This window comes from Lysobacter antibioticus (assembly GCF_000731095.1).
Taxonomy (GTDB): domain Bacteria; phylum Pseudomonadota; class Gammaproteobacteria; order Xanthomonadales; family Xanthomonadaceae; genus Lysobacter; species Lysobacter antibioticus_B.
On record NZ_JMTZ01000067.1, the window covers coordinates 1 to 23,394 of the forward strand.

The 23,394-nt window shown below is 67.9% G+C and carries 20 protein-coding genes and 1 pseudogene; 11 read left to right on the top strand and 10 right to left on the bottom strand.

Annotated features, from left to right (window positions below):
* Positions 1–219: 219 nt before the first annotated feature.
* Complete coding sequence (locus EX88_RS0117600; protein WP_031373304.1) at positions 220–1,080, top strand: pirin family protein; 861 nt, start codon at positions 220–222, stop codon at positions 1,078–1,080.
* 256 nt (positions 1,081–1,336) lie between these two features.
* A complete protein-coding gene (locus EX88_RS0117605; protein WP_031373305.1) occupies positions 1,337–1,597 on the top strand; it encodes a hypothetical protein in 261 nt (86 codons plus the stop codon).
* Between the two features lie 80 nt (positions 1,598–1,677).
* On the opposite strand, the gene aqpZ is transcribed toward EX88_RS0117605, so the two are convergent.
* From aqpZ to EX88_RS0117645, 8 genes are all read right to left on the bottom strand, one after another.
* Positions 1,678–2,388, bottom strand: coding sequence for an aquaporin Z (gene aqpZ, locus EX88_RS0117610; RefSeq protein ID WP_031373306.1), 711 nt, complete (start codon positions 2,386–2,388; stop codon positions 1,678–1,680).
* Positions 2,389–2,603: 215 nt separating this feature from the next.
* Positions 2,604–3,071: a hypothetical protein gene (locus tag EX88_RS0117615; protein WP_152566337.1), complete on the bottom strand. Its 468-nt coding sequence runs from the start codon at positions 3,069–3,071 to the stop codon at positions 2,604–2,606.
* Between the two features lie 95 nt (positions 3,072–3,166).
* Positions 3,167–4,027, bottom strand: coding sequence for a pirin family protein (locus tag EX88_RS0117620; RefSeq protein WP_031373308.1), 861 nt, complete (start codon positions 4,025–4,027; stop codon positions 3,167–3,169).
* 127 nt (positions 4,028–4,154) lie between these two features.
* Entirely contained in the window at positions 4,155–4,562 is a 408-nt protein-coding gene (locus EX88_RS24745) for a hypothetical protein (RefSeq protein WP_031373309.1), read from the bottom strand.
* 89 nt (positions 4,563–4,651) lie between these two features.
* The gene (locus EX88_RS23935) at positions 4,652–5,170 is read right to left on the bottom strand and encodes a histidine phosphatase family protein (protein ID WP_051885260.1); all 519 of its coding nucleotides are present in this window, start codon (positions 5,168–5,170) and stop codon (positions 4,652–4,654) included.
* A 19-nt stretch (positions 5,171–5,189) separates the two neighbouring features.
* Entirely contained in the window at positions 5,190–5,678 is a 489-nt protein-coding gene (locus EX88_RS0117635) for a GlcG/HbpS family heme-binding protein (protein WP_031373311.1), read from the bottom strand.
* 394 nt (positions 5,679–6,072) lie between these two features.
* On the bottom strand, positions 6,073–9,555 hold the full coding sequence (gene mfd, locus EX88_RS0117640) for a transcription-repair coupling factor (protein ID WP_031373312.1): 3,483 nt from the start codon (positions 9,553–9,555) through the stop codon (positions 6,073–6,075).
* A 344-nt stretch (positions 9,556–9,899) separates the two neighbouring features.
* On the bottom strand, positions 9,900–10,520 hold the full coding sequence (locus tag EX88_RS0117645) for a GNAT family N-acetyltransferase (RefSeq protein ID WP_081931166.1): 621 nt from the start codon (positions 10,518–10,520) through the stop codon (positions 9,900–9,902).
* A gap of 394 nt (positions 10,521–10,914) precedes the next feature.
* Here EX88_RS0117645 and EX88_RS0117650 point away from each other — a divergent pair, with 394 nt between their 5' ends.
* The 4 genes from EX88_RS0117650 (at position 10,915) to EX88_RS0117665 (ending at position 15,830) form a co-directional block, all read left to right on the top strand.
* Positions 10,915–13,035, top strand: coding sequence for a TonB-dependent siderophore receptor (locus tag EX88_RS0117650; protein WP_081931168.1), 2,121 nt, complete (start codon positions 10,915–10,917; stop codon positions 13,033–13,035).
* 232 nt (positions 13,036–13,267) lie between these two features.
* Positions 13,268–14,182: a cation diffusion facilitator family transporter gene (locus EX88_RS0117655; RefSeq protein ID WP_031373315.1), complete on the top strand. Its 915-nt coding sequence runs from the start codon at positions 13,268–13,270 to the stop codon at positions 14,180–14,182.
* A gap of 152 nt (positions 14,183–14,334) precedes the next feature.
* Positions 14,335–15,342 (top strand): YwqG family protein, encoded by a 1,008-nt coding sequence (locus EX88_RS23940; RefSeq protein ID WP_036149335.1) that lies wholly within the window; start codon positions 14,335–14,337, stop codon positions 15,340–15,342.
* Entirely contained in the window at positions 15,339–15,830 is a 492-nt protein-coding gene (locus EX88_RS0117665) for a GNAT family N-acetyltransferase (RefSeq protein WP_200875865.1), read from the top strand. Before EX88_RS23940 ends, EX88_RS0117665 begins: the two co-directional genes overlap by 4 nt.
* Positions 15,831–15,930: 100 nt before the next feature.
* Here the strand turns inward: EX88_RS0117665 and EX88_RS0117670 are convergent, their stop codons facing one another.
* Complete coding sequence (locus tag EX88_RS0117670) at positions 15,931–16,137, bottom strand: hypothetical protein (protein ID WP_031373318.1); 207 nt, start codon at positions 16,135–16,137, stop codon at positions 15,931–15,933.
* Positions 16,138–16,433: 296 nt separating this feature from the next.
* A complete protein-coding gene (locus tag EX88_RS0117675) occupies positions 16,434–17,294 on the bottom strand; it encodes a 23S rRNA (adenine(2030)-N(6))-methyltransferase RlmJ (RefSeq protein WP_036149339.1) in 861 nt (286 codons plus the stop codon).
* Positions 17,295–17,516: 222 nt separating this feature from the next.
* Between EX88_RS0117675 and creB the strand changes: the two genes are divergently transcribed.
* The 5 genes and pseudogenes from creB (at position 17,517) to EX88_RS0117700 (ending at position 23,227) form a co-directional block, all read left to right on the top strand.
* A complete protein-coding gene (creB, locus tag EX88_RS0117680; protein ID WP_031373320.1) occupies positions 17,517–18,191 on the top strand; it encodes a two-component system response regulator CreB in 675 nt (224 codons plus the stop codon).
* Between the two features lie 12 nt (positions 18,192–18,203).
* Entirely contained in the window at positions 18,204–19,646 is a 1,443-nt protein-coding gene (gene creC, locus EX88_RS0117685; RefSeq protein WP_031373321.1) for a two-component system sensor histidine kinase CreC, read from the top strand.
* A 121-nt stretch (positions 19,647–19,767) separates the two neighbouring features.
* Positions 19,768–21,132 (top strand): annotated as a pseudogene (gene creD / locus EX88_RS0117690) (cell envelope integrity protein CreD); the annotation flags it as partial.
* A 602-nt stretch (positions 21,133–21,734) separates the two neighbouring features.
* The gene (locus EX88_RS0117695; RefSeq protein WP_036149343.1) at positions 21,735–22,343 is read left to right on the top strand and encodes a GNAT family N-acetyltransferase; all 609 of its coding nucleotides are present in this window, start codon (positions 21,735–21,737) and stop codon (positions 22,341–22,343) included.
* Positions 22,340–23,227 carry a carbon-nitrogen hydrolase family protein gene (locus EX88_RS0117700; RefSeq protein WP_031373324.1) on the top strand — a complete coding sequence of 296 codons (888 nt, stop codon included), beginning with the start codon at positions 22,340–22,342 and terminating at the stop codon, positions 23,225–23,227. Before EX88_RS0117695 ends, EX88_RS0117700 begins: the two co-directional genes overlap by 4 nt.
* Positions 23,228–23,394: the final 167 nt, after the last annotated feature.

Here is a 23,394-nt window from a genome sequence, read left to right on the forward strand (position 1 = left end):
CCGCTTCGATCGATGACGACGGCGATGCCATCGCTGCGCATCCCGCGGTCGCGGCTTGTAACCGAAGGACACCCAGTAGGACGCCGCTTCTATCCTGGGCCTGCACCCAATATCGTTCTAAATTTGTAACTGATGTTTGCAGTTTAGTCTGTATTGTTCCATGTTTGCGGTGTCATCCTAGCGCCCATCGCCAATACGGCGCCCCGTCAGGAGATACCCATGGCCACCGCCACCCACACCGCTTACGCCCGCGTCGGCCGCAAATTGCGCGGCCAGGCGACTTCCGACGGCGCCGGCGTCCGCCTGACCCGGGTCATCGGCGGCCCGCAGCTGCCCGACCTGGATCCCTTCCTGCTGCTCGACGAATTCGGCACCGACCGTCCCGAGGATTACCTCGCCGGTTTCCCGGAGCATCCGCACCGCGGTTTCGAAACCGTCACCTACATGCTCGACGGGCGCATGCGCCACCGCGACAACCACGGCAACGAAGGCGTGCTCGTGCCCGGCAGCGTGCAGTGGATGACGGCTGGCCGCGGCTTGGTGCATTCGGAAATGCCGGAGCAGGAGGCCGGGCGCATGCGCGGGTTCCAACTGTGGGTGAACCTGCCGGCGCGCGAGAAGATGACCGAGCCCAAGTATCAGGAGTTCGCGCCGGATCGCATCGTGCAACTACGGCCGGCCGACGGCGTCGAGGTGAAGCTGATCGCCGGCCGCGTCGGCGGGGTCAGCGGCCCGATCGCGCAACCCGCGACCGATCCGGTGTATCTCGACATCGCCCTCGACGCCGATGCGCAGTGGGAGTACGAATTGCCCGAAGGCCACAATGCCTTCGTCTATGTCTACGAAGGCGGCATCGCCGCCGGCGACGGCGAGGATGCGCGCGAGATCGATGCGCAAGAGTTGGCCGTGCTGTCCGGCGGCCACTTGCTCAAGTTGCGCGATGGCGGCCGCGGCAGCCGTCTGATCGTCGTCGCCGGGCGCCCGCTGCGCGAGCCGGTCGCGCGTTACGGCCCGTTCGTGATGAACACCAAGCAGGAAGTGATGCAGGCTTTCGTCGATTTCCAGGAAGGCAAGTTCTGACGAAGCATGGCCGTCGTTACGCACCGAAGGGCCACGCGCGAGCGTGGCCTTTCGTTTTCGCGCTGCCGGACAGGCGTCGGGTGTCGTCGAAATACGCCGCAACGGCGCGATGTATCAGAATCGATCTGGCCGCAGTGCGGCGGCATGCGCGTTATCTGTCAACGGAACGCATCATCGCTGCAAGCCCGCGGCGACGGGCGAAGACACGTGCGTCGCTGCGCAAAGCCGCGGCGCACGTCCGACAAGGAGCTCAGTCATGGCCACCAGAATCGATCCCAAGCAATTCACCATCGTCGCTACCTTCGTATCCGCCGGTGTCGCCGCCGGTGCGGGAGGCTTCGTCATCGTCGGCGGCAAGCTCAAGAAAGTGCCGCCGCGCGGCATCAAGCAGTTGCAGGCGGCGTATCAGATGCTCGAAGCCGCCGAAGGCGCCGGCAATGCCCGCCTGGCCGCGCAACTGCAGCAGCTCGCGATCGATGTCGCCGAGCAGGCGGTGAATCAGAAAGTCGCACGCTGATCGCAGCGACGGACGATTGCCTCGAAAAGAAAAAGCCGCGTCTTTCGACGCGGCTTTTCGTTACTGCATGAGCGGGCGGCTCAGTCCTTGCCGAGCCAGCGGTACACCGCGCCGCCGAGCAGGCCGCCGACGATCGGCGCCACCCAGAACAGCCACAGCTGGCTGATCGCGGCGCTGCCGGCGAACAGGGCCACGCCGGTCGAACGCGCCGGGTTCACCGAAGTGTTGGTGACCGGGATGCTGATCAGGTGGATCAGGGTCAGGCCCAGGCCGATCGCGATTGGGGCGAAGCCGGCCGGTGCGTTCTTGTGGGTGGCGCCGAGGATGATGATCAGGAACATCGCGGTCATGATCACTTCGGTCAGCAGGGCGGCGTGCATCGAGTAGCCGCCCGGCGACATCAGGTCGAAGCCGTTGCTGGCGAAGGTGCCGGCCGCGTTCGGGTCGTGGACGAAGCTGGGGCTGCCGCTGGCGATCTGCCACAGGATGAAACCGGCGAGCAGGCCGCCGAGCACCTGCGCGACGATGTAGGGGATCAGATCCTTGGCTGCGAAACGGCCGCCGGCCCACAGGCCGAAGCTCACCGCCGGATTGAAGTGGCCGCCGGAAATATGGCCGAGGGCGTAGGCGCCGGTCAGCACGGTCAGGCCGAAGGCCAGCGAGACGCCTAGCAGGCCGATGCCGAGCGGGTTGCCGTCGCCGCCGAAATTCGCTGCGAGCACGGCGCTGCCGCAACCGCCGAGCACCAGCCAGAACGTACCGATGAACTCCGCACCGAGTCGCTTGATCATGATCGTCTTCCTTTTGAGTTATGGGCTTGCATACGGCCCAGGGTCGGACGAACGCCCTGTTCAGCCAGGGAACGATACGCCACGACCCCATTCAGCCAGGCCGATTCTCATGCTGGCTGACAACTCAAAAATGCGCAACCCGTCACAAAACGGTCGCGGGGCCAGCAAACCGCGACCGCAGTCAAATCGGCTCGGAAAACAGACCCCGCGACGTGCTATTTAGTGCTGCTCAGTCGCGTCGAGGGAAATCGCAGGCCCTCGGTCTGGCCGATGACCTCCCGCAGTTGCTCGGGCGACGTCGCCTGCATCCAGATATGCGCATGCTTGCCGTTGCCGATATCGAGCAAGGTTTCGCGCACCTGGATGTTGGGCTTGCCGGCGAGTTCGCCGCGGTACCAATGCATGGCCTTGCCGTCGATCGTGCTGGCTTCGGCGCGATCGCTGCGCTTGGGCTCGAACGGCGACTTGGAGGCTATGTAGAGGCCGAAGGCTTCCGACTGGTCGGCACGCAGTGCGCGACAGAAGTCGGAATCGGCGCCGGCACGGTGTTCCCAGTGCAGGCCCGAATCGGCCGGTAGAAACGGACAGGCGCCTGAAGCGGCGGGTTCTTGCGCAGACGCACACACGACGAACACCAACGCCAGCCACGGCAATGCGTGCTGGCTCTTTACCCTTGACTTCACGATCGTCCCCCTGGAACCCGATTAGGTCAAAACGGTGCTGGAGCCTTTCAGCCCTGTGACCATAGTCCACTTCGGAGGCGTTGACAAACGTTACGTCATCGTTCAGGTAGAGGAATAAATTCGTGCTCGCCGGCGATCTCGCCGAATCGTCCCTCGGCCCAATCCAGCTTGGCCTGTTCGATCCGCTCACGCGAACTTGAGACGAAGTTCCACCACAGGTGGCGCGGCCCATCCAGCGGTTCGCCGCCCAGCAGCATGGCCTTGAGCGGGGTCTTGGCGCGCAGGCGCGGGTGGGTGCCGGGGTCGAGCACGACCAGGTGCCGCGCCGGCAGGTCGGCGCCGTCGAGCTGGGCCTCGCCTTCGAGCAGGTAGAGCGCGCGCTCGGCGTGGCTGTCCTCGAGGTCGAGCTCGGCGCCGGGGTCGAGGTCGATGGCGACGTAGAGGGTGTCGGCGAACACCCGCACCGGCGACTCCTCGCCGAAGCCGCGCCCGGCGACGATGCGCAGCCAGGCGCCGTCGCGGCGCTGCTGCGGCAGGGTCGCGGCCGGATGGTGGTGGAAGGCCGGCGCGGTCTCCTCGAACGAGCGCGGCAGCGCCACCCAGGTCTGCATGCCGTGCAGCGGGTGGCCGCTGGCGCGCGGCGCCTGTGGGGTGCGTTCGGAATGGGCGATGCCGCGGCCGGCGGTCATCCAGTTGACGTCGCCCGGGTTGATGTCCTGGACGCTGCCCAGGGTGTCGCGATGGCCGATCGAGCCGGCCCAGAGAAAGGTCACCGTGGCCAGGCCGATATGCGGGTGCGGGCGCACGTCGATGCCTTGGCCAGGCTCGAACACGGCCGGGCCGATGTGGTCGACGAACACGAAGGGGCCGACCGACCGCGCCTGGATGCTCGGCACGGCGCGGCGGACTTCGAACCCGCCCAGGTCGTGGACGCGCGGGGCGACGATCGTGGTCATGGCACGGACTCCTGCAGGGGTATGCCGGCAGGTTCGCATGTCTTTTATGCAATCAGACGCACGGCACTGAAACTCGGTGTTGCACGAAAGAGGCTGGGAATCGCGCTCGCCTCAGCGCGCCTTGCGGTTATTCGGCGTCGACCTTGAGCGTCGCATTCGGCGGTTCGGCGAAATCCAGGCCCTGCACCTCGATGCGCCAGCCGCCGGCGCTTTTGCGCGCATCGCTGACGGTGTTGAAGCTGAGCGCCGACTTCGCGCCGTTGGCGCCGGTCCACTCGAACTCCAGCACGGCATCGCCGGCCCAGACGCATTGCACCTTCGGCGGGCAACGCGAGTCGGCGCTGATCGCGACGAAGCGCAACTGCGAACGGTCGGGCAGGCTGGCCGACTCGCCGCGCGCCAGGCTGAAGGCCTGGCCAGGCGTTGCGGTCTTCGATGCAGGGGCGTTCTGGCCGGCATGGGCGCAGGCGGTCAGGGCGAGTACGCCGCTCAACAGCGCGGCGGCGAGCGGGGCGGCGGGGAGCGAGGGACGCATCGGCGACTCCGTTGAATCACAGGGCGGTCCGGCGGAACCGCGGTCGAGCCAGTCTAGGCCGCCGCGGGCGGGCGCCCAAGCGAGCGGCGTCACCGATCCCGGGTTTGCTCGAAGCTCGCCCGTCCCTGCGCGTCGATGCGCACGACCATGCGGCGGTCGAATTCGGTTTCCGGCATCGGCGCGACGTCGCAGGCGCACAAGGCGGCGGCGATCGCGGGTGCGGTGTTGCTGTGGCCGACCACCAGGACCGTGCCGTCGCGATGATCGCGGCGCAGGGTCGCGGCGAACTCGGCCGCGGCCTGTTTGGCGTCGTATCGCGTCATCGTGAGCCCGTGCGCGCGCGCGGTCGGCTCGCCGGTCTGCCGGGTGCGGCGGTACTCGGTGGCATAGACCGCGCGCATCGGCGCTTGCGCCAGTGAAGCGGCGAGGCGTTCGGCGCGCGCCTGTCCGGCTTCGCTGAGCGAGGGGTCGCGCGGGTCGTCGGTACTCTTCTCGGCGTGACGCACGATCACATAGGTGAGCGGCGCTTCGGCTTCGGTCGGACGGGTGGCGCAGCCGCCGAGCGCGATGCTCAGGGCGAGGGCGGCGGTGCAGGTGATCGGGCGCATGGCGTGTCCTCGCTGGGATTCAATCGCGGAGCAGGTCGGCGCCGGCCTGGGCGATCGCGCCGTCCTGCGCCGCTTGCGCGCCGGATACGCCGATGCCGCCGATGACCTGTTCGCCGAGCAGCAAGCGTACGCCGCCTTCGATCGGAGTGATGCCGGGCAGGCCGAGCACGACCATGTTGCCGTCGCCGAGCAGTTTCTGATGGAACGCGGTGTCGCGGCGATAGTTGGCCGCGTGCACGGCCTTGCCGATGGCGACTTCGACGCTGGAGTTCGGGCTGCCGTCCATGCGCTGGAAATGCAGCAGGCGGCCGGCCTCGTCGACGATCGCGATGGCGACGTTGAGGCCGTCGGCGCGCGCCTTGTCCTCGGCCGCCGCGGCGATTCGCTTGGCCGCGGCTAGGTTGAGCACGCTGCGCTGCGTCAGTTGCGTCTTCAGCGGCGGTGCCGCAGCGGCTGGAGTGGCGAGGACGAGCAGAAGCGGGGCGAGCAGAAGCGGGAGGCGGGGCATGGGATGCTCGGGCCTGGAGGGTCGGCGGAGCGTAAGAGGCGCGCGGGTGTTGCGGGAGTGTCTTTTGTACTGGCGCGGGTTGGGCGCTGGAGGTGTTCTCGCTGTGTTTGCTTGGAAGAGCTAAGGCCAAAGCAAATCCCCTCTGGCCCCCTCTGCAAAGGGGGAACTCGACGGGTAAGGATGCAGTGATGTGGCGTTTTGGGTGCTATCGGCAAGCTTCGCTGCTCGGCAGGCGCCTTGGCGCTTCGACAGGTCAACGAAGGAAGCGGCTCTTCCAGAAACACGAGAAGCAGTTCCCCCCTTTGCAAAGGGGGGCTACGGGGGGATTTGCTTTAGCCTGCGGCTCTCCCAAAAACCGGCGGAGAGCCATCTTCCAGGCGGAGCCCACGCCCGCTCAGTGCTTCTTGTCGAGCAGCATCAACAAACCCTTCGCCGCCGCCAGGCGCGCCGGCGCGTCCGGCAGGTCCAGCTTGAGTTTGAGTTTGTCCGGGCCATCCATCTGGTACAGCTTCGGCTGCCCCTGGATCAGCTTGATGATCGACATCGGGTCGACGTTCGGGCGCTCGACGAACTGCAGGCGGCCGCCCTTTTCGCCGAGGTCGAGTTTGCGGATGCCGAGGTCGGTCGCGATCAACTTGAGTTCGGCGACCGCGAACAAATGCTTGGCCGCATCCGGCAGCAGGCCGAAGCGGTCGATCATCTCGACCTGCAACTCGCGCAGTTCCTCGTCGCTGCGTGCGCCGCTGACGCGCTTGTACAGGGTCAGGCGGGTGTGCACGTCGGGCAGGTAGTCGTCCGGGATCAGGGCCGGAATATGCAGCTCGACTTCAGCGCCGCGCGCATCGGTCGAGTCGACGTCGGGCAGCTTGCCCTGGCGGATCGAGCGCACGGCGCGTTCGAGCAGTTCGGTGTACAGGCTGAAGCCGACCTCGGCCATCTGCCCGCTCTGGTCCTCGCCGAGCAATTCGCCGGCGCCGCGGATTTCCAGGTCGTGGGTGGCCAGGGTGAAGCCGGCGCCGAGCTCGTCCATCGAGGCGATCGCTTCCAAACGCTTCTGCGCATCCGGGGTGATCGAACGCTTGTCCGGAATCACCAGATACGCGTAGGCGCGGTGGTGAGAACGGCCGACCCGGCCGCGCAACTGGTGCAACTGCGCCAGGCCGAACTTGTCGGCGCGGTTCATGATGATGGTGTTGGCGTTCGGGATGTCGATGCCCGACTCGATGATGGTCGTGCACAGCAGGACATTGAAGCGCTGCTTGTGGAAGTCGAGCATCACGCTTTCGAGTTCGCGCTCGGCCATCTGGCCGTGGGCGACGCCGATGCGCGCCTCCGGCACCAGTTCTTCGAGCTGGCGCTTCATGCGGCCGATGCTCTCGACGTCGTTGTGCAGGAAATACACCTGGCCGCCGCGCGCGAGTTCGCGCTGGAACGCCTCGCGCAGCTGCATGTCGTCCCAGGGCACGACGAAGGTCTGCACGGCCAGGCGATGCGCCGGCGGGGTCGCGATGATGCTCAGGTCGCGCAGCCCGGCCATGGCCATGTTGAGGGTGCGCGGAATCGGCGTGGCGGTCAGGGTCAGCAGATGCACGTTGGCGCGCAGCGCCTTCAGCGCTTCTTTCTGGCGTACGCCGAAACGCTGCTCTTCGTCGACGATGACCACGCCGAGGTCCTTGAAGCGCACGTCGGGCTGCAGCAGGCGATGGGTGCCGACCACGACGTCGATCTTGCCCTCGCTGACTTTCTCCAGCTCGGCCTTGATCTCCTTGGTGCTCTTGAAGCGCGACAGCACTTCGACCTTCAACGGCCAATCGGCGAAGCGGTCGCGCATGGTGCGGTAGTGCTGTTCGGCGAGCAGGGTGGTCGGCACCAGCACCGCGACCTGCTTGCCGGCGGTCGCGGCGACGAAGGCCGCGCGCACCGCGACCTCGGTCTTGCCGAAGCCGACGTCGCCGCAGACCACGCGGTCCATCGGCTGGCTGCTGCTGAGGTCGCGGATCACCGCCTCGATCGCCGAATGCTGGTCCGGGGTTTCCTCGAACGGGAAGCCGGCCGCGAACGGCTCGTACATCGAGCGGTTGACATCGAGCGCGAGGCCGGCGCGGGCCTGGCGCTTGGCCTGGATCTCGAGCAGTTCGGCGGCGACGTCGCGGACTTTCTCGGCGGCCTTGCGCTTGGCCTTGGTCCATTGCTCGCCGCCGAGCGAGTGCAGCGGCGCGGTTTCGACCGAGGCGCCGGAGTAGCGGCTGATCAGGTGCAGTTGCGCGACCGGCACGTACAACCGGTCGCCCTTGGCGTATTCGATTTCGAGGTATTCGCCGGGCTGGCCGCCGGCTTCGAGCACGATCAGGCCGCGGTAACGGCCGACGCCGTGGTCCTCGTGCACGATCGGCGCGCCTTCGGACAACTCGCCGAGGTCGCGGATGATCGCTTCGGGTTCGCGGCCGACGCGCTTGCGCCGGCGCGGCTGCGCGGCGCGTTCGGGAAACAGCTGGCGTTCGGTCAGGATCGCCAGCGGCGGCTCGACCACGGCGAAACCGTCGTCGAACGGCGCCACCGCGATGGCGAAGCGGCTCGGCGAGGCGCCGTTGGCGAACGCGTTCCAGTCGGCGACCACGTCCGGCTTCAAGCCCGCGGCCTGCAACACTTCGAGCAGGGCCTCGCGGCGGCCGGCGGTGTCGGAGGCGATCAGCACGCGGCCGGGATAGCTGGCCAGGAACGACTTCAGCGCTTCGGCGGGAGCGGCGTCGCGCGCCGCGACCGGCAGGGTCGGCGCCGGCTGGTCGCCGAGCGCGAGCGCCTTGGCGCGTTGCGGATGCTGTTCGCCGCACAACTCGATGCGCGCGCCTTCGTTGAGCTTTTCGCGCAGGCCGACCGGGGTCAGGTAGAGCGTGTCGGGCGGCAGCAGCGGGCGTTCGAGATCGTGCCGGCGCTGCTCGTAGCGTTCGCCGGTCTGGGCCCAGAACGCGTCGGCGGCGTCGAGCGCGCCGTCGGCGATCACCGGCAGCACGCGTTCGTCGAGGTAGTCGAACAGGGTCGCGGTCTGCTCGAAGAACAACGGCAGGTAGTACTCGATGCCCGAGGGCGCGATGCCCGACTTGAGATCCTGGTACAGCGCGCTGCGCCGGGTGTCGAGGTCGAAACGTTCGCGCAGCGCATCGAGCGCGCGCTTGAGCGAGGCATCGTCGAGCGGCACTTCGCGGCCCGGCAACAGCCGCACCGCATCGATCTTGTCGAGCGAGCGTTGCGACTCGGGATCGAAAGCGCGGATGGTCTCGATCTCGTCGTCGAGCAACTCGACCCGGAACGGCGAGTCGGCGCCCATCGGATAGACGTCGAGCAGGCCGCCGCGCACGGCGAAATCGCCCGGGTCCAATACTTGCGGTACGTGCCGGTAACCGGCCGATTCGAGCCGGCGCTTTTCCGCGTCCAGGTCGAGGCGTTGGCCGACCGCGACGTCGAAGCTGCCGCCGACCACGTGGCGCAGCGGTGCGAGCCGTTGCAACAGCGTCTGCACCGGCACCACGACGATGCCGCGCTTGAGCGTCGGCAGGCGATGCAAGGCCGCCAGACGCTGCGAGACGATGTCCGGGTGCGGACTGAACAGATCGTAGGGCAGGGTTTCCCAGTCCGGGAACGGCAGTACCGGCATGGCGCCGTCGCCGGCGCCGTCGCGGCCGAGCAGGGTGCGCAGATCGGATTCGAGCTGGTGCGCGCCGTGGTTATCGCGCGCGATCGCGAGCAGGGGGCCGTCGTGTTCGGCGGCGGCGCGGGCGATCGCCCAGGCCAGGGCGGAAGGCGAGGCCGGCGCACGCCACCAGGCGCGCTGCTGGCCGATCTTGGGCAGCAGGGACACGGGAGAGGGAGATGATTTCATGGAGTCGGCTAGTTTAGTGGATCGGCCGCGGCTGCCGGGCGCGCAGTTGCGCGCTTTGCGCCGGCGATCTGTGCGAGCTTGTTTTTCTGCGCGATCGGTGTCGCTGCGCGGGGTTTGCGTCGGCCGAGTGGATGACGAGCGAGACGATGCGATCAGCCGCAGGCGCGGCTGCGGTTGCCGCTATCGAGGGTTGTGCCGTTTCCGGCCGTTGGCTCAGCCTGGTATGCGATCAGGGCCCGTGCGGCGAACGAATCGACCGCCGCAGGCACGGACGATCGCCGGGGCGACGAAATGGCGCGCCGGGCGCACGGCGCCGGCGGCGTGGTCGGACAGCCCTATGGCGCTCAGGGTTCGTTGCTGTCGTCGGTCGGGTTGTCGCCGATCTTGCGTACGCCGGCCTGCTGCTCGGCCGCGCGTGCGGCCTTCGAGCGCAGATCCAGCACCACCCGGATCAGGCCCGGCGAATCCTGCTGGAACTCGCGCTCGAAGCCGAGCGACTGCGCCAGCGACAGCATCGGGGTGTTGTGCTCGAACACCTCGCCGTACAGGCGATGCACCTTCTTGCCGCGCGCCCATTTGACCAGGCGCGTCATCAGATAGCGGCCCAGGCCCATGTTGGCGATGTAACGGCTGACCAGGATCGCGAACTCGGCGTCGTGGCTGCGCTCGTCGATGGCGACGCGGGCGACCGCGCCGACCAGAGCTTCGCCGGGAGGCAAGGGTTCGGCCGCAACCAGGGCGAACTCGGTGCGCGGATCGATCCGAGTGAAGCGCTCGGCCATTTCCGGCGTGAGTTCTTTCAGCGCGTAGAGGAATCGCTGCCGCACCTCGTCGGGTTGCAGCAGGGTAAAGCCCGCTCGCAAGGGCTCGGCATCTTCCGGACGCACCGGACGAATCAGTACTTCGCGTCCGTTGGGAAGACGCTGGCGTTCATGCCAGGGCGGCAAACGTTCACGCGTGGCCATGGTCGGATATTGGCACATTGTGACGGACTTCGCCCTTCATCTTTAGGCTAGGTAGACGCCGGTCCGACCGGCGGCATGCCCTGGCCCGCAATTCCACGGTCGAGAGGCGAAAGGCGGGGCCCTCGCGACAATGTGCCTGAGGTTACTTTTTCTTGACGCAGTCCATGCATGAAATGAGAATTGCTCGCATCATGCCGCCGACTCGCCGGCCTGACAACCGCCCCTGAGGCCAGCCAGACGCCCGCGCCGTTTCATGCCGCCGGGCTCAGCCAGATGCCCTCCTGCCGCCGCCCCCGACCGGACGATGCCTCGCCCGTGTCTGCGGCCGTGTCGCGCCTGTGCGCAGGCGGCCGGGGCGCCGCCGATCTCTTCGCCCAGCTTCGGACTACCCCTGATGACGTTTTCGCATTCGCCGCGCCCGCTTCCGCCTCGTCCGCACCGTCTCGCCCGGGGGCTGCTGGTCGCGCTGACCGCACTGACCGCGGGCACGGCCTTCGCCGACGACGCCGAGCGCGAGGCCAAGCGCCTGGACTCGGTGGTCGTGGTCGCCGACCGCGCCACCACTGCGACCAAGACCGATACGCGTCTGATCGAAACCCCGCAGGCGATCAGCGTGATCACCGCCGAACAGGCCGCCGACCGCGGCGTGCAGAACCTGCAGGAGACGCTGCGCTATTCCGCCGGCGCCTACAGCGAGGCCTACGGCCTGGACACGCGCAGCGACGGCTCGCTGGTGCGCGGCTTCTCGCCGGTGTCCTTCCTCGACGGCATGACCCGGCAGATCGGCTCCAGCCTGGTGCCGCGTCCGGAGGTCTACACGATGGAACGCGCCGAGCTGCTGCGCGGGCCCTCGTCGATGCTGTACGGTGCCGGCGGTTCCGGCGGCGTCTTCAACCTCGTCAGCAAGCGCCCGCAGTTCCAGAGCGCAGGCGAAATCGGCCTGAGCTACGGCACCCACCAGCGCAGGCAGTTGCAGTTCGACCTGACCGGCCCGCTCAACGAGGCCGGCACCGTTGCCGGCCGCATCGTCGGCGTGGCGCGCGACGCGCAGCAACAGACCGACCGCATGCCCGACGACCGCCTGGTGCTGGCGCCTTCCTTGACCTGGCGCATTTCCGACGCGACCCAGTTGACCTTCCTTGGCCTGCTGCAGAAGGACGAGAGCGGATCGAGCCAACAGTTCCTGCCGGTGGTCGCGACTTTGCGCGCGGCGCCGGGCCGGCGCCTGCCGAACCATCGCCTGCTCGGCGAGCCCGATGCCGATCGCCTCGACAGCCGCCAGGCCAGTGCCACCGTGTTGCTCGAGCACGCCTTCTCCGATGCGCTGCGCTTCAACAGCAGCCTGCGCTACGCCAAGTCGCGCACCGACTTCACCGAGATCTATCCGGACGTCTACTCCAATCCGGCCAATCCCTTCCTCGACGCGGAAGGACGGGTGCTGCCGCGCTCGGCCTACATCAGCAATCCGCGTATCGACACGCTGACGGTCGACAACAACGTCCAGATCGATTTCGCCACCGGCGCTTTTCGCCATACCGTGCTCGCCGGCGTCGACTACCTGCGCTTCCGCCAGACCGCGATGACCGGCTTCGGCGCGACCACGCCGATCGACGCCTATGCGCCGGTCTACGGGAACTACGTGCTGCCCGGACTTGCGCCGCAGCCGCGTCAGGACCAGACCCAGGTCGGCGTCTACGTGCAGGACCAGATCCGCTGGGGCGAACGCGTCACGGCCGTGCTCGGCGCGCGCCGCGACCGTGCCCGCACCCAGGTCGGCGATCAGCTGCGCATCGAGGATTACGCCACCAGCTACCGCGCCGGCGTGATCGTCGATGCCGGCCACGGCTTCTCTCCGTACTTGAGCTATAGCGAGTCGTTCCTGCCGATCGGCAGCCTGGATTTCTTCAGCCAGCCGTTCAAGCCGCAGGAAGGGCGCCAATACGAGATGGGCGTGAAATGGCAGCCGCGCGAGCAGACCCTGGTGACCCTGGCGGTGTACGACATCCGCGAAAAGAACCGCCAGACCAACGACCCGCAGAACGTGCTCAACTCGGTGCAGACCGGCGAGGTCGGTTCCAAGGGCGTTGAGCTCGAGGCCAGTCACACCCTGGGCAACGATTTCTACGTCACCGCGAGTTACAGCTATAACGAAGCCGAAGTGACGCGCAGCAACTTCGCCCCCGAGATCGACCGCCAGCTCGCCGACGTGCCGAAGGAACTCGCTTCGGTCTGGGGCGTGAAGCAGTTCGACTGGGGCGACAGCGGCCGCATCCGCCTGGGCGCCGGCGTGCGCCACGTCGGCTCGACCCTGTCGATCGGCGGCAACGGCAGCCTGCGCACGCCGGGCTACACCCTGGCCGATGCGCTGGTCTCCTTCGACCTGCCGCAGTGGTCGTTCACGCTCAACCTGACCAACCTGGCCGACAAGCAGTACTACGCACCGTGCCGGGCATTCGGCGACTGCTTCGCCGGCAACGGCCGCAACGTCACCGGCACGGTGACCTACCGGTTCTGAACCCCCGGGCCGGTTCTGATTCTTGGCCGCGCGACCGCCAGGGTCGCGCGTTGGAGCGGCTTCCCCGCGAAGGCGGGGAGACCGCGCCCCGTCCCGCCGCAGGCGCGGGCCGAGGGCGACGAGGCCGGCCCGAACCGCGGCGCAGCGGCTTCGATGAGCCGGTTGCGGCCTCGCATCGGCCTTAATCGGCAATGTTAGACTTCGCCGCTGAACCTCAAGGAGCAACGTTGTCATGGCCGGTGGTGGCGATTCGACCCGCGCAATTCTGTTCGCACTTGGTGCCAATTTCGCCATCGCGGTATCCAAGGGCGTGGCGGCGTACTTCACCGGTTCCAGCGCCATGCTGGCCGAAACCGTGCACTCCCTGGCCGACTGCGGCAACCAGGGCCTGTTGATCCTGGGCCTGAAGCAATCCAAGCGGCCGCCGTCGCCGGACTATCCGCTCGGCTACGGCAAGGCCATCTATTTCTGGTCGTTCCTGGTCGCGGTGATGTTGTTCACCGTCGGCGGCATGTTCTCGCTGTACGAGGGCATCCACAAACTGCAGCACCCCGAACCGCTCAAGCAGTGGTGGTGGGCGGCCGGCGTGCTGACCTTCGGCATCGTCGCCGAGGCGGTATCGATGCGAGCCTGCCTGCAGGAAGTCGCCAAGGCCCGCGGCCAACGTTCGTTGTGGCAGTGGTTCCGCGAGAGCCGCCAGGCCGAACTGGTGGTGATCTTCGGCGAAGACCTAGCGGCGTTGCTCGGTCTGGTGGTGGCGCTCGGCGCGGTGCTGCTCGCGGTGGCGACCGGCAACCCGATCTGGGACGCCATCGGTACCATCTGCATCGGCGCGTTGTTGATCATCGTCGCGGTGTTCGTGGCGATCGAGGTCAAGGCGATGTTGATCGGCCAGAGCGTCGATCCGCAGCGCCAACAGCAGATCCGCGAGTTCCTCGACGGCCGCCCGGAAATCGCCCGCGTGATCAGCCTGATCACCTTGCAGCTCGGCAACGAAGTGATGGTTTCGGTGCAGGCGCAGATGCGCGAAGAGCAGAGCGTGGCGGCCCTGACCGACCAGATCAACACGGTCGAGCGGGCGATGAAGCAGGCCTTCCCGGAAGTGCGCTGGAGCTTCTTCGAGCCGGATTCGAAGTCCGGCGACTGAGCCGGCGGCAACCGCACGAGGCCGTGCCGGGACGATCACGATCAAGCCGGAAGCGTTCGCGCTTCCGGCTTTTTCTTGGCCGCGATCTTCGCCGTGGCCGTTCTCGGCGATACTCTGCGCAGGCGAGGCAGTCTAGGGACGGCAGGCAGGCGATGAAGACGGGAACCGCGGTTCTGTTGTCGATGGCGATCGTGATCGCCGGCATCGCCGCGACCGCCGGCGTGGGTTACGCGGTGTATCGCAATATCGAAGGCCAGGTCGAGAAGAGCGCGGCGCAGGCCAGGGCCGACGCCGGCCTGCCGGACAGCGGCGCACAAGCGCCGGGTTGCGCCAAGGCCGACGACGACGCCCAGGCCAAGGCGGTGCTCGCGCCGGCCGACGAGGTCCTGCGCAAGACGCAACGGCCGGTGGCGCGGATCGAGTTGAGCGCCTTGGCGCGCGACGATACCGGCGTCAGCAAGATCGGCGGCCGGGCCTATTGGGCGGCCGGGCGCGACTATCCGCGCGACGGCAAGGGCCAGCCCTTGTTCCTGCTGGCCCAGGTCAATCTGGCCGAAGTGCCGAAGATGCCCGGCTACCCCGAGCGCGGCATGTTGCAGTTCTTCATCTCCGGCGACGATTACTACGGCGCTGCGCTCGACGACGCCCATGGCCAGGGCCGCATGGACGCGCTTGCCAAGCAGACCGGCTTCCGCGTGATCTATTGGCCGGAACTGTCGGCTGCGGCGATCGCGCCGCCGAACGCGACGGCCGGGGCCGATTCGCTGCCGTTCGACCCGGCTAAACCGCAGCGCATGCGCTTCACCGCCGACCACGAGACCATCGGAGCCAACGACGCGCATTTCGAGCAGGCGCTGGAAGGCGGGGTCGAGCCGTTGATCGAGCGTTATCGCGGCGAGCATCCCGACGCGACCGAGGAAGAGCTGCAGGATGCGCTCAGCGAGTATCTGTCGCGTTCCGGCCACAAGCTCGGCGGCTATCCCGACTTCACCCAGAGCGACCCGCGAGAATCCTCGGACCGGCGCGTGCTGCTGTTCCAGCTCGACAGCGACGACGCGCTGATGTGGGGCGATTCGGGCATCGCCAACTTCTTCATCGACCCCGACGACCTCGCCCGCGCCGATTTCAGCCGCGTCTCCTATCACTGGGACTGCTATTGAGCGCGCCCGGCCTGCGCCGCTATCGGGTCGAGGATCGCGCCGCCTGCCTGGCCTTGTTCGACGGCAACATGCCGGAGTATTTCGCCGCGGTCGAACGCGATGAATTCATCGAGACCCTCGACGAGGTCGACGATGGGATCGTTGGTTATTGGGTGATCGAACTCGAAGGCGAGGGCATCGTCGCCTGCGGCGGTTATGCGGCCACCGACGAGGACGCCAGCATCGCGGTGCTGTTCTGGGGCATGGTCCGCCGCGACCTGCACCGGCGCGGGATCGGCGAGCGCCTGTTGCTGGAGCGCCTGCGCCGCATCGATGCCGACCCGGCGTTCGCCGCGACCGTACTCGAGACCACCCAGCACAGTCGCGCCTTCTACGCCCGCCATGGCTTCCAGGCGGTGCGCGAACAACGCAACGGTATCGCACTGGGCTTGGACCTGGTCGATATGCGCCGGCCGCGTGCCGGCGCCGGGCCGAACGGTGTGGGCTGAGCTCCCGCGGCTCGCTCGGGCGATGGCTGCCCAGGCCGCTGGGTAAGGCCGAAGACCGGAGAGAGCGGGCTCTCCCCGGTCGTGCCGCGATCGCGATCGATCAGGGCAGGATGCAGCCGCAGCGGCGATAGCACTGCGAGTAGGTCACGTAGCACTGGGTGCCGCCGTTGTTCTCGCAGTTGGTCAGTGCGGTCTCGCAGCCGAGCCGGCAGGTGTTGTTGCAGCCGGCGGCACCGGCGGTCGACGCCATGCCGATGCCGAACGCGAACGCGCAGATCGCAAGGAACGAAATCTTCTTCCTGGACATTCGAACTCCCTCTCCATTCGCCCTTCAGTGGGCCCGGGAGTGATACGCCGGGATCCAAGCGCGTCGCAAGCGGCCAATCGCGGTCAGGCGGGCACGACGGCGAACGACGCCGCCGTCGATTCGGCCGGGTTTTACCGAAGTTTCGGCGCTTGCCGGCCAGCGTTCGCCGCCCGCGCTCGGCGGGCGGCGATGCGGCGAATGCAATCGCAGGTGGTCATCGAAAGCCAGCGCGCCTCGGCGTCTCGCTGCATTGCAGCGAGGTATTGCAGGGAGCTTGCGCGCTGCTTCGAGGTGCCTCAGTCGGCTTGCTTGAGCCAGGTCACCGCCGCCGATGCGTCCGCCGTTTCGGCCAGCGTGCGTGCCAGCACCGACAGTGCGGCCTGCAGTGTCTGGTCGAACTGCCACGGCGGATTGAGCAGCAGCAGGCCGCTGCCGTTCATGCGCAGCGGCGAATCGTCGGCGCGCACCAGCAGCTCGGCGGTCAGGATCGACTTGGCCGGCAAGGTCGCGGCGCGGCGGTAGAACGGCTGCAGGGCGCGGCGGCGCTTGATCGGGTACCACAGCACGTAACAGCCCTGCGGCCAGCGGGCGAGGGCGTCGCGCAGCGCGCCGAGGGCGGTGTCGAATTCTTCGAGCTGGGCCTCGTAGGGCGGGTCGATCAGGACCAGGCCGCGGTTGTAGCGGGTCGCGCCGATCTTCGGAGGCAACATGGCCTTCATCGCCGCGTAGCCGTCGCGCGCGTGCACCGCGATGCGTGGATCGGCCTTGAAGTGGTGCTCCAACTGGCTCGCCTCTTCCGGCTGCAACTCGCAGGCGGCGATGCGGTCGTCCTCGCGCAAGGCATGCGCAAGCAGCCAGGGCGAGCCGGGATAGGCCGAGGGGCCGTGCTCGTTGCGGCAGGCGCGCACCGCGGCCAGGTAACGGGTAATGGCGGCCTGTTTCGGCGCCTCGGCCAGCAACCGGCCGATGCCGCCCTCGGCTTCGCCGGTACGCAGCGCCGAATTGCCGTCGAGCGGATACAGGCCGCGCCCGGCATGGGTATCCAGGGCGAACAGCGGTGCGGGCTTGACGGTCAGGGCATCGCACAGGGCCAGCAGGGCGACGTGCTTGAGCACATCGGCGTGATTGCCGGCATGGAAGGCGTGGCGATAGTTCATTGAGGCCGTGATTCGGGATTCGGGAGAGGGGATTCGGAGAGAAGACGCGCCGGCATTGGGGACCCAGTGGCGTGGCAGCGACGGGCATGACGCCGGGGGGCATTATGGGGCCATAGCCGTCGCGGCGTTTTCCGGGGGCGGCAGCCGGAGGCCCGGCAAGGCATCATGGGCGGCATAACTGCGTTACCGACTCCCTAATTCCGACTCCCGATTCCCGGTCCTATGCGCATCCTGCTCGTCGAAGACGAATCCGCCATTGCCGACACCGTGCTCTATGCCTTGCGCGCCGAAGGTTTCGAGGCGGTGCACTGCCTGACCGGCGGCGAAGCCCTGCGCGAGGCCGCGCGCGTGGCCTTCGACCTGGCCGTGCTCGACATCGGCCTGCCCGACATCGGCGGCTTCGCCCTGTGCCGCGAGCTGCGCCGTGGGCGCGATCTGCCGGTGATCTTCCTGACCGCGCAGAACGCCGAGGCCGACCGCATCCTCGGCCTGGAGATCGGCGCCGACGACTATGTCACCAAGCCGTTCTCGCCGCGCGAGCTGGCCACGCGCGTGCGCGTGGTGCTGCGGCGCGCGCGCGGCGGCGCGGCCGAGACCGCGGCGGTCGAGGACGGTTTCGTGCACGACCTGGAGGGCAAGCGCATCCGTTACCGCGGCCAGGCCCTGGACCTGACCCGCTACGAATACGGCCTGCTCGCCGCTCTGTTGCAGCGCCCCGGCGCGGTGTTGTCGCGCGCGCAGCTGATGGACCGGGTCTGGGGCGACGCCCTCGACAGCGGCGACCGCACCGTCGACACCCACATCAAGACCTTGCGCGCCAAGCTGCGCGACGTCGCCGCCGACCGCGACCCCATCCGCACCCATCGCGGCCTGGGCTATTCGCTAGAAGCCTCGTAAGCGGGCGCCCCGATGCGGATCGGCCTGCGGATCTTCCTGGGGTATTTCCTGATCGTGGCGGTGGCCGCGTTGCTGCTGGCGCGGGTGTTCGTCGCCGAGGTCAAGCCGGGCGTGCGCCAGGCCATGGAAGACACCCTGGTCGATACCGCCAACGTGCTGGCCGAGCTGGCCACCGACGATTTCGTCGCCGGCCGCATCAACCAGGGCGATTTCGCCAAGCGCGTGCGCGCGCTCGGCCAGCGCGACGTCGGCGCGGCGATCTGGGGCTTCCGCAAGCGCGCGGCGAACTACCGCGTCTACATCACCGATGCGCGCGGCATCGTCGTGTTCGACAGCAGCGGCCAGGACGTCGGCCAGGACTACTCGCGCTGGAACGACGTTTATCTGACCCTGCGCGGGCGCTACGGCGCGCGTTCCAGCGCGACCGACCCCGGTCACCCGGAAACCACGATCATGCACGTGGCCGCGCCGATCCGCGCCGACAACGGCCAGGTCATCGGCTCGTTGACGGTGGCCAAGCCGAACAGCGCCATCGCCCCCTTCATCGCCCGCAGCCAGACCGTGGTGACGCGCTGGGGCTTCGTGCTGATGGGCGCGGCGCTGGCGATCGGCCTGGGCGTGTCGTGGTGGCTGTCGCGCCAGATCGGCCTGCTGCGCCGTTATGCGCATGCGGTCACCGCCGGCGATCGCGCCACGCCGCCGCGCGCGGCCGGCGAATTCGGCGAGCTGGGGCGCGCGCTGGAGACCATGCGCACGCGCCTGGAAGGCAAGCAGTACGTCGAGCAATACGTGCACACCCTGACCCACGAGATGAAGAGCCCGCTCGCGGCGATCCGCGGCAGCGCCGAACTGCTCGAATCGCCGCCCGGCGATGCGCCGATGCCGGACGCCGACCGCGCCCGTTTCGCCGCCAGCATCCGCGGCCAGGCCGAGCGCCTGGCGCAGATGATCGACAAATTGCTGGCCCTGGCCGCGGTCGAACATCGCCAGCGCCTGGAGCGGCCCGAGCCGGTGGCGCTGGCGGCGATCGTGCGCGAGGCGTTGGAGCAATGCACGCAGCGCCTGGACCGTTCCGGCGCCAAGCTGCTGCTCGACCTGGAGCCGAATCTTCCGCCGGTGCGGGGCGACGCCTTCCTGCTGCGCCAGGCGCTGATCAATCTGATCGACAACGCCGCCGATTTCTCGCCGCGCGGCGGCGAGATCGTGCTGCGCCTGCAACGCGAAGGCGAGTGCCAGCGCGTCGACATCAGCGACCGCGGCCCCGGCATTCCCGACTATGCCTTGAGTCGCGTGTTCGAGCGTTTCTATTCGTTGCCGCGTCCGTCCGGCGGCAGCCGCAGCAGCGGCCTGGGCCTGTGCTTCGTCGCCGAGGTGGCGTCCTTGCACGGCGGCGAAACCGAATTGGTCAACCGCGAAGAGGGCGGCGCCCGCGCCAGCCTGATCGTGCGCGGCTGAGCCCGCCAGGGCGCCCGAACGGCGCTTCACCATTGCTTCACCGATAGCACACGCGTGCGCCATCGCGCCCCCGCACAGGCGGCGCAACCTGCCGTCCAACGTTGCGGACAGGGAGTACGACATGCGTGTGTGGTTGAAGATGCTGATGGTGCTGGGGATGACCCTGGCGATACTGATTCCGCTGCTGATGATCGGCGGCGTGATCGATGAGAGACAGACGTACCGCGCCCAGGCGGTGGCCCGCATTGCGCGCAGCTATGCCGGTGCGCAGGCGTTCTCGGGGCCGGCCCTGGTAGTGCCGTACGAAGATTCCTGGATCGAGACGGAAAAAGATCTCGACGGCACGGTCAAGCGCGTCCAGCGCCGCGAGCAGGGTCGCTGGACCTTCTTCCCGAACAAGCTCGACGTCGAAGGCGAGATCACCCCGAAGGTGCGTCAGCTCGGCCTGCACAAGGTCCGGGTCTACGAATGGAAGGGCAAGGCCAAGGCCGACTTCGCCGCGACCATTCCGGCCGATCCGGTGCTGAGCGCGGATCAGGTCGAATCCGGTCGGCGCCGGGTGATCGGCCGTCCCTGGTTGAGCTATGCCTTCGCCGACGTGCGCGGCCTGCGTAATCCCAAATTGCGCCTGGACGGCGCCGAGACCACGATCGAGGACGGCCTCGGCGCGCGCGACGGCGGCGGCATCCATGCGCGTCTGGCGGCGCCGGCGCCGGGCAGCGCGCTGCGCCTGCAGACCGACCTCGACTTCGCCCTGGGCGGTACCGAGTCGCTGGCGCTGGTGCCGCTGGGCAAGAACAACCGCTTCGCCCTCAGCTCCACCTGGCCGCACCCGAACTACGGCGGCAGCTTCCCGCCGCATTCGGACGATATCGGCGACCAGGGCTTCCGCGCCGAGTGGCAGGTCTCTTCGGTGGCGACCAATGCCCAACGCCAGTACCTGGCCGGTTCGATCCTGCCGACGGTGGCGGTGGCCGGCGACGACGAAATCGGCAACGAGCCCGGCGGCGACATCAACGCGGTCCAGGTGACTCTGAAAGACCCGGTCAACGTCTACTCGCAGGCCGATCGGGCGACCAAGTACGGCTTGCTGTTCGTGCTGCTGACCTTCGTCGGTTTCTTCATGTTCGAGTTGATGAAGCAACTGCGCATCCACCCGATCCAGTACGGCCTGGTCGGCCTGGCCCTGGCGATCTTCTTCCTGCTGCTGGTCAGCCTGAGCGAACACTTCGCCTTCGGCCTGGCCTATCTGGCCGCGAGCGTGGCTTGCATCGGCCTGCTGGTGTTCTATCTGAGTGCGGTCTTGCGCAGTCTCGTTCGCGCCTTGGGGTTCGGTGCCATGCTGACGACGCTTTACGGTGCCCTGTACGGCCTGCTGATCTCGGAGGACAACGCGCTGGTGCTGGGTGCCGGCCTGCTGTTCCTGATCCTGGCGGTGTTGATGATGGTGACGCGCAAGGTCGACTGGTACCAGCTCGGCGGTTCGTCGCCGAAGCGTGTGCCGGATCCGCCGAAGGCCGAGGCCCTGCGTACCCCAGTGGCCCAGGCCGCGGGCAACCCGCCGGACCTGCCGCCCCACCGCGGCGAGTAAGCGAGCGATGCGGCGCGGCGGCGGGCAGGGACGCCCGCCGCCGCGTCGTTTTGCCATCGGGATAACCTTGCTTGGCGCACACTGCGACCGCACAGGGACTACGGACGCTTGCGTCGAGACTCTGGATCCCCGCTTTTGCAGGGCTGACGATTCAAGAGTCGTAGCGCTGTTTCCTACCGTCGTTCCCGCGAAGGCGGGAACCCAGGTCTTTACCGCGACATGACTCTGAAGTCTCTGGATCCCCGCCTTCGCGGGGATGACGGCTGGCAGGAGCGCGACGCTACCCTCCTGTCGTCGTTCCTGCGAAGGCGGGCTCGGCTTTACTTCGGCGGAGCCGAACACCCAGGGCTTCACCGCGACATGGCGCTGAAGTCTCTGGACCTTCACCTTCGCGGGAATGAGGGACCGAGGAGTCGCAGGAACCGTTCGCGTCGACGGATCGACGCTCCAGGGCCCGGCCACTGCCGGCCCGTTCACGCGTTGACTAAGATGCTCACATGAAGACCCCCATGCCCGAGATCCGTACCTTCAGCGGTGCCGAGATCACGCCTTACCTGGATGCCATCGCCGCGCTGCGCATGAGCGTGTTCCGCGACTGGCCGTATCTCTACGACGGCGATGTCGCTTACGAGGCGAACTACTTGCGGACCTATCGCGAGTCCTGGCGCAGCATCGCGGTGTTGGCCTTCGACGGCGGCCGCATCGTCGGCGCTTCGACCGGCTTGCCGATGGCCGACGAAACCCCCGAGCTGCGCGTCGCTTTCGAAGGCGGTCCGATCGATATCGAGCAGGTGTTCTATTGCGGCGAGTCGGTGTTGCTGCCCGAATACCGGGGGCGCGGCATCGGCCATCGCTTCTTCGACGAGCGCCAGGCCCATGCGCGCGGGCTCGATGGATTCCGCTGGACCGCGTTCTGCGCGGTCGAACGCGACGCCAGCGACGGCCGAAAACCGGCGTTCCATCGCGGCAACGAGGAATTCTGGAGAAAACGCGGCTACGTCCATCGCCCGGAGCTGCAGGTCTCGCTGCCATGGCGTGAGCTCGGACGCGGCGAATGCCCGCATACCTTGAGCTTCTGGCTGCGCCCCCTGGAACGCGTGCAATGAGGGTGGCGGTCGCGAAGTACACGATCGGCGCGCCGCGCAGCTTCGCCGAATTCGCCGACAAGCAGGCCAAGTGGCTCAGCGAAGCGCGCGCCAGCGGCGCCGAAGTGGCGGTGCTGCCGGAGTATCTGGCGCTGGAACTCGGCGCGACTTTCGGCGCGGCGACCCAGGGCGACCTGCATGCCTCCCTGGTCGCCATCCAGGCCTATCGCCAGGCCTGGCTGGACCTGTTCGGCCTGCTCGCGCGCGAACTGCGCCTGCACGTGGTCGCCGGCAGTTTCCTGCTCGATCTGGGACAGGGGCGTTACCGCAACCGCAGCGACGCCTTCGCCCCCGACGGCGGGCGCCTGTGGCAGGACAAGCTGCAACTGACCGGCTTCGAGAAACAGGCCGGCGTGATCGAAGCCGGCGATGCGCTCAAGACCTTCGAGATCGGCACCCAGCGCGCCGGCATCGCGGTCTGCTACGACATCGAGTTCCCGCTGCCGGTGCGGGCGCAATGCGAAGCCGGCGCACGCTTGTTGCTGGCGCCGAGTTGCACCGACACCGAGGCCGGCGCGACGCGCGTGCGGGTCGGTTGCCTGGCGCGCGCCTTGGAGAACCGCAGCTTCGTCGCCCAGGCGGTGACCGCCGGCGAGGCCTTGTGGAGCCCGGCCCTGGACACCAACACCGGCGAGGCGGCGATCTATGCGCCGATGGACGTGGGCCTGCCGGCCGACGGCGTCCTGGCGCAGACCCGCGCGGGCCAGCGCTGGGCCTATGCCGACTTGGATTTCGCCGCGCTCGAAGCGAGCCGTGTACGGGCGCAGGTGGCGAACGATCGCGATTGGATGGGGCAGGGTGCGCCGGCGATTGCGCGGGCGAGGGTGGAGGGGTGGGGACGGTAGATGGGGTTCCGTCGGCCGGTTTTGCTCTTGGCCCTTGGCTTCAGCCCTTGCTAGCACGCTTCAGCTTTCGCTTTTCATGCTTCGGATTTTGCTGTGCGTCGCACCGCACTCGCGAAGGCAATCGAAGACCCGGAGGGCGGCGCGCAGGGATGCGCGCCGTTTTTCAT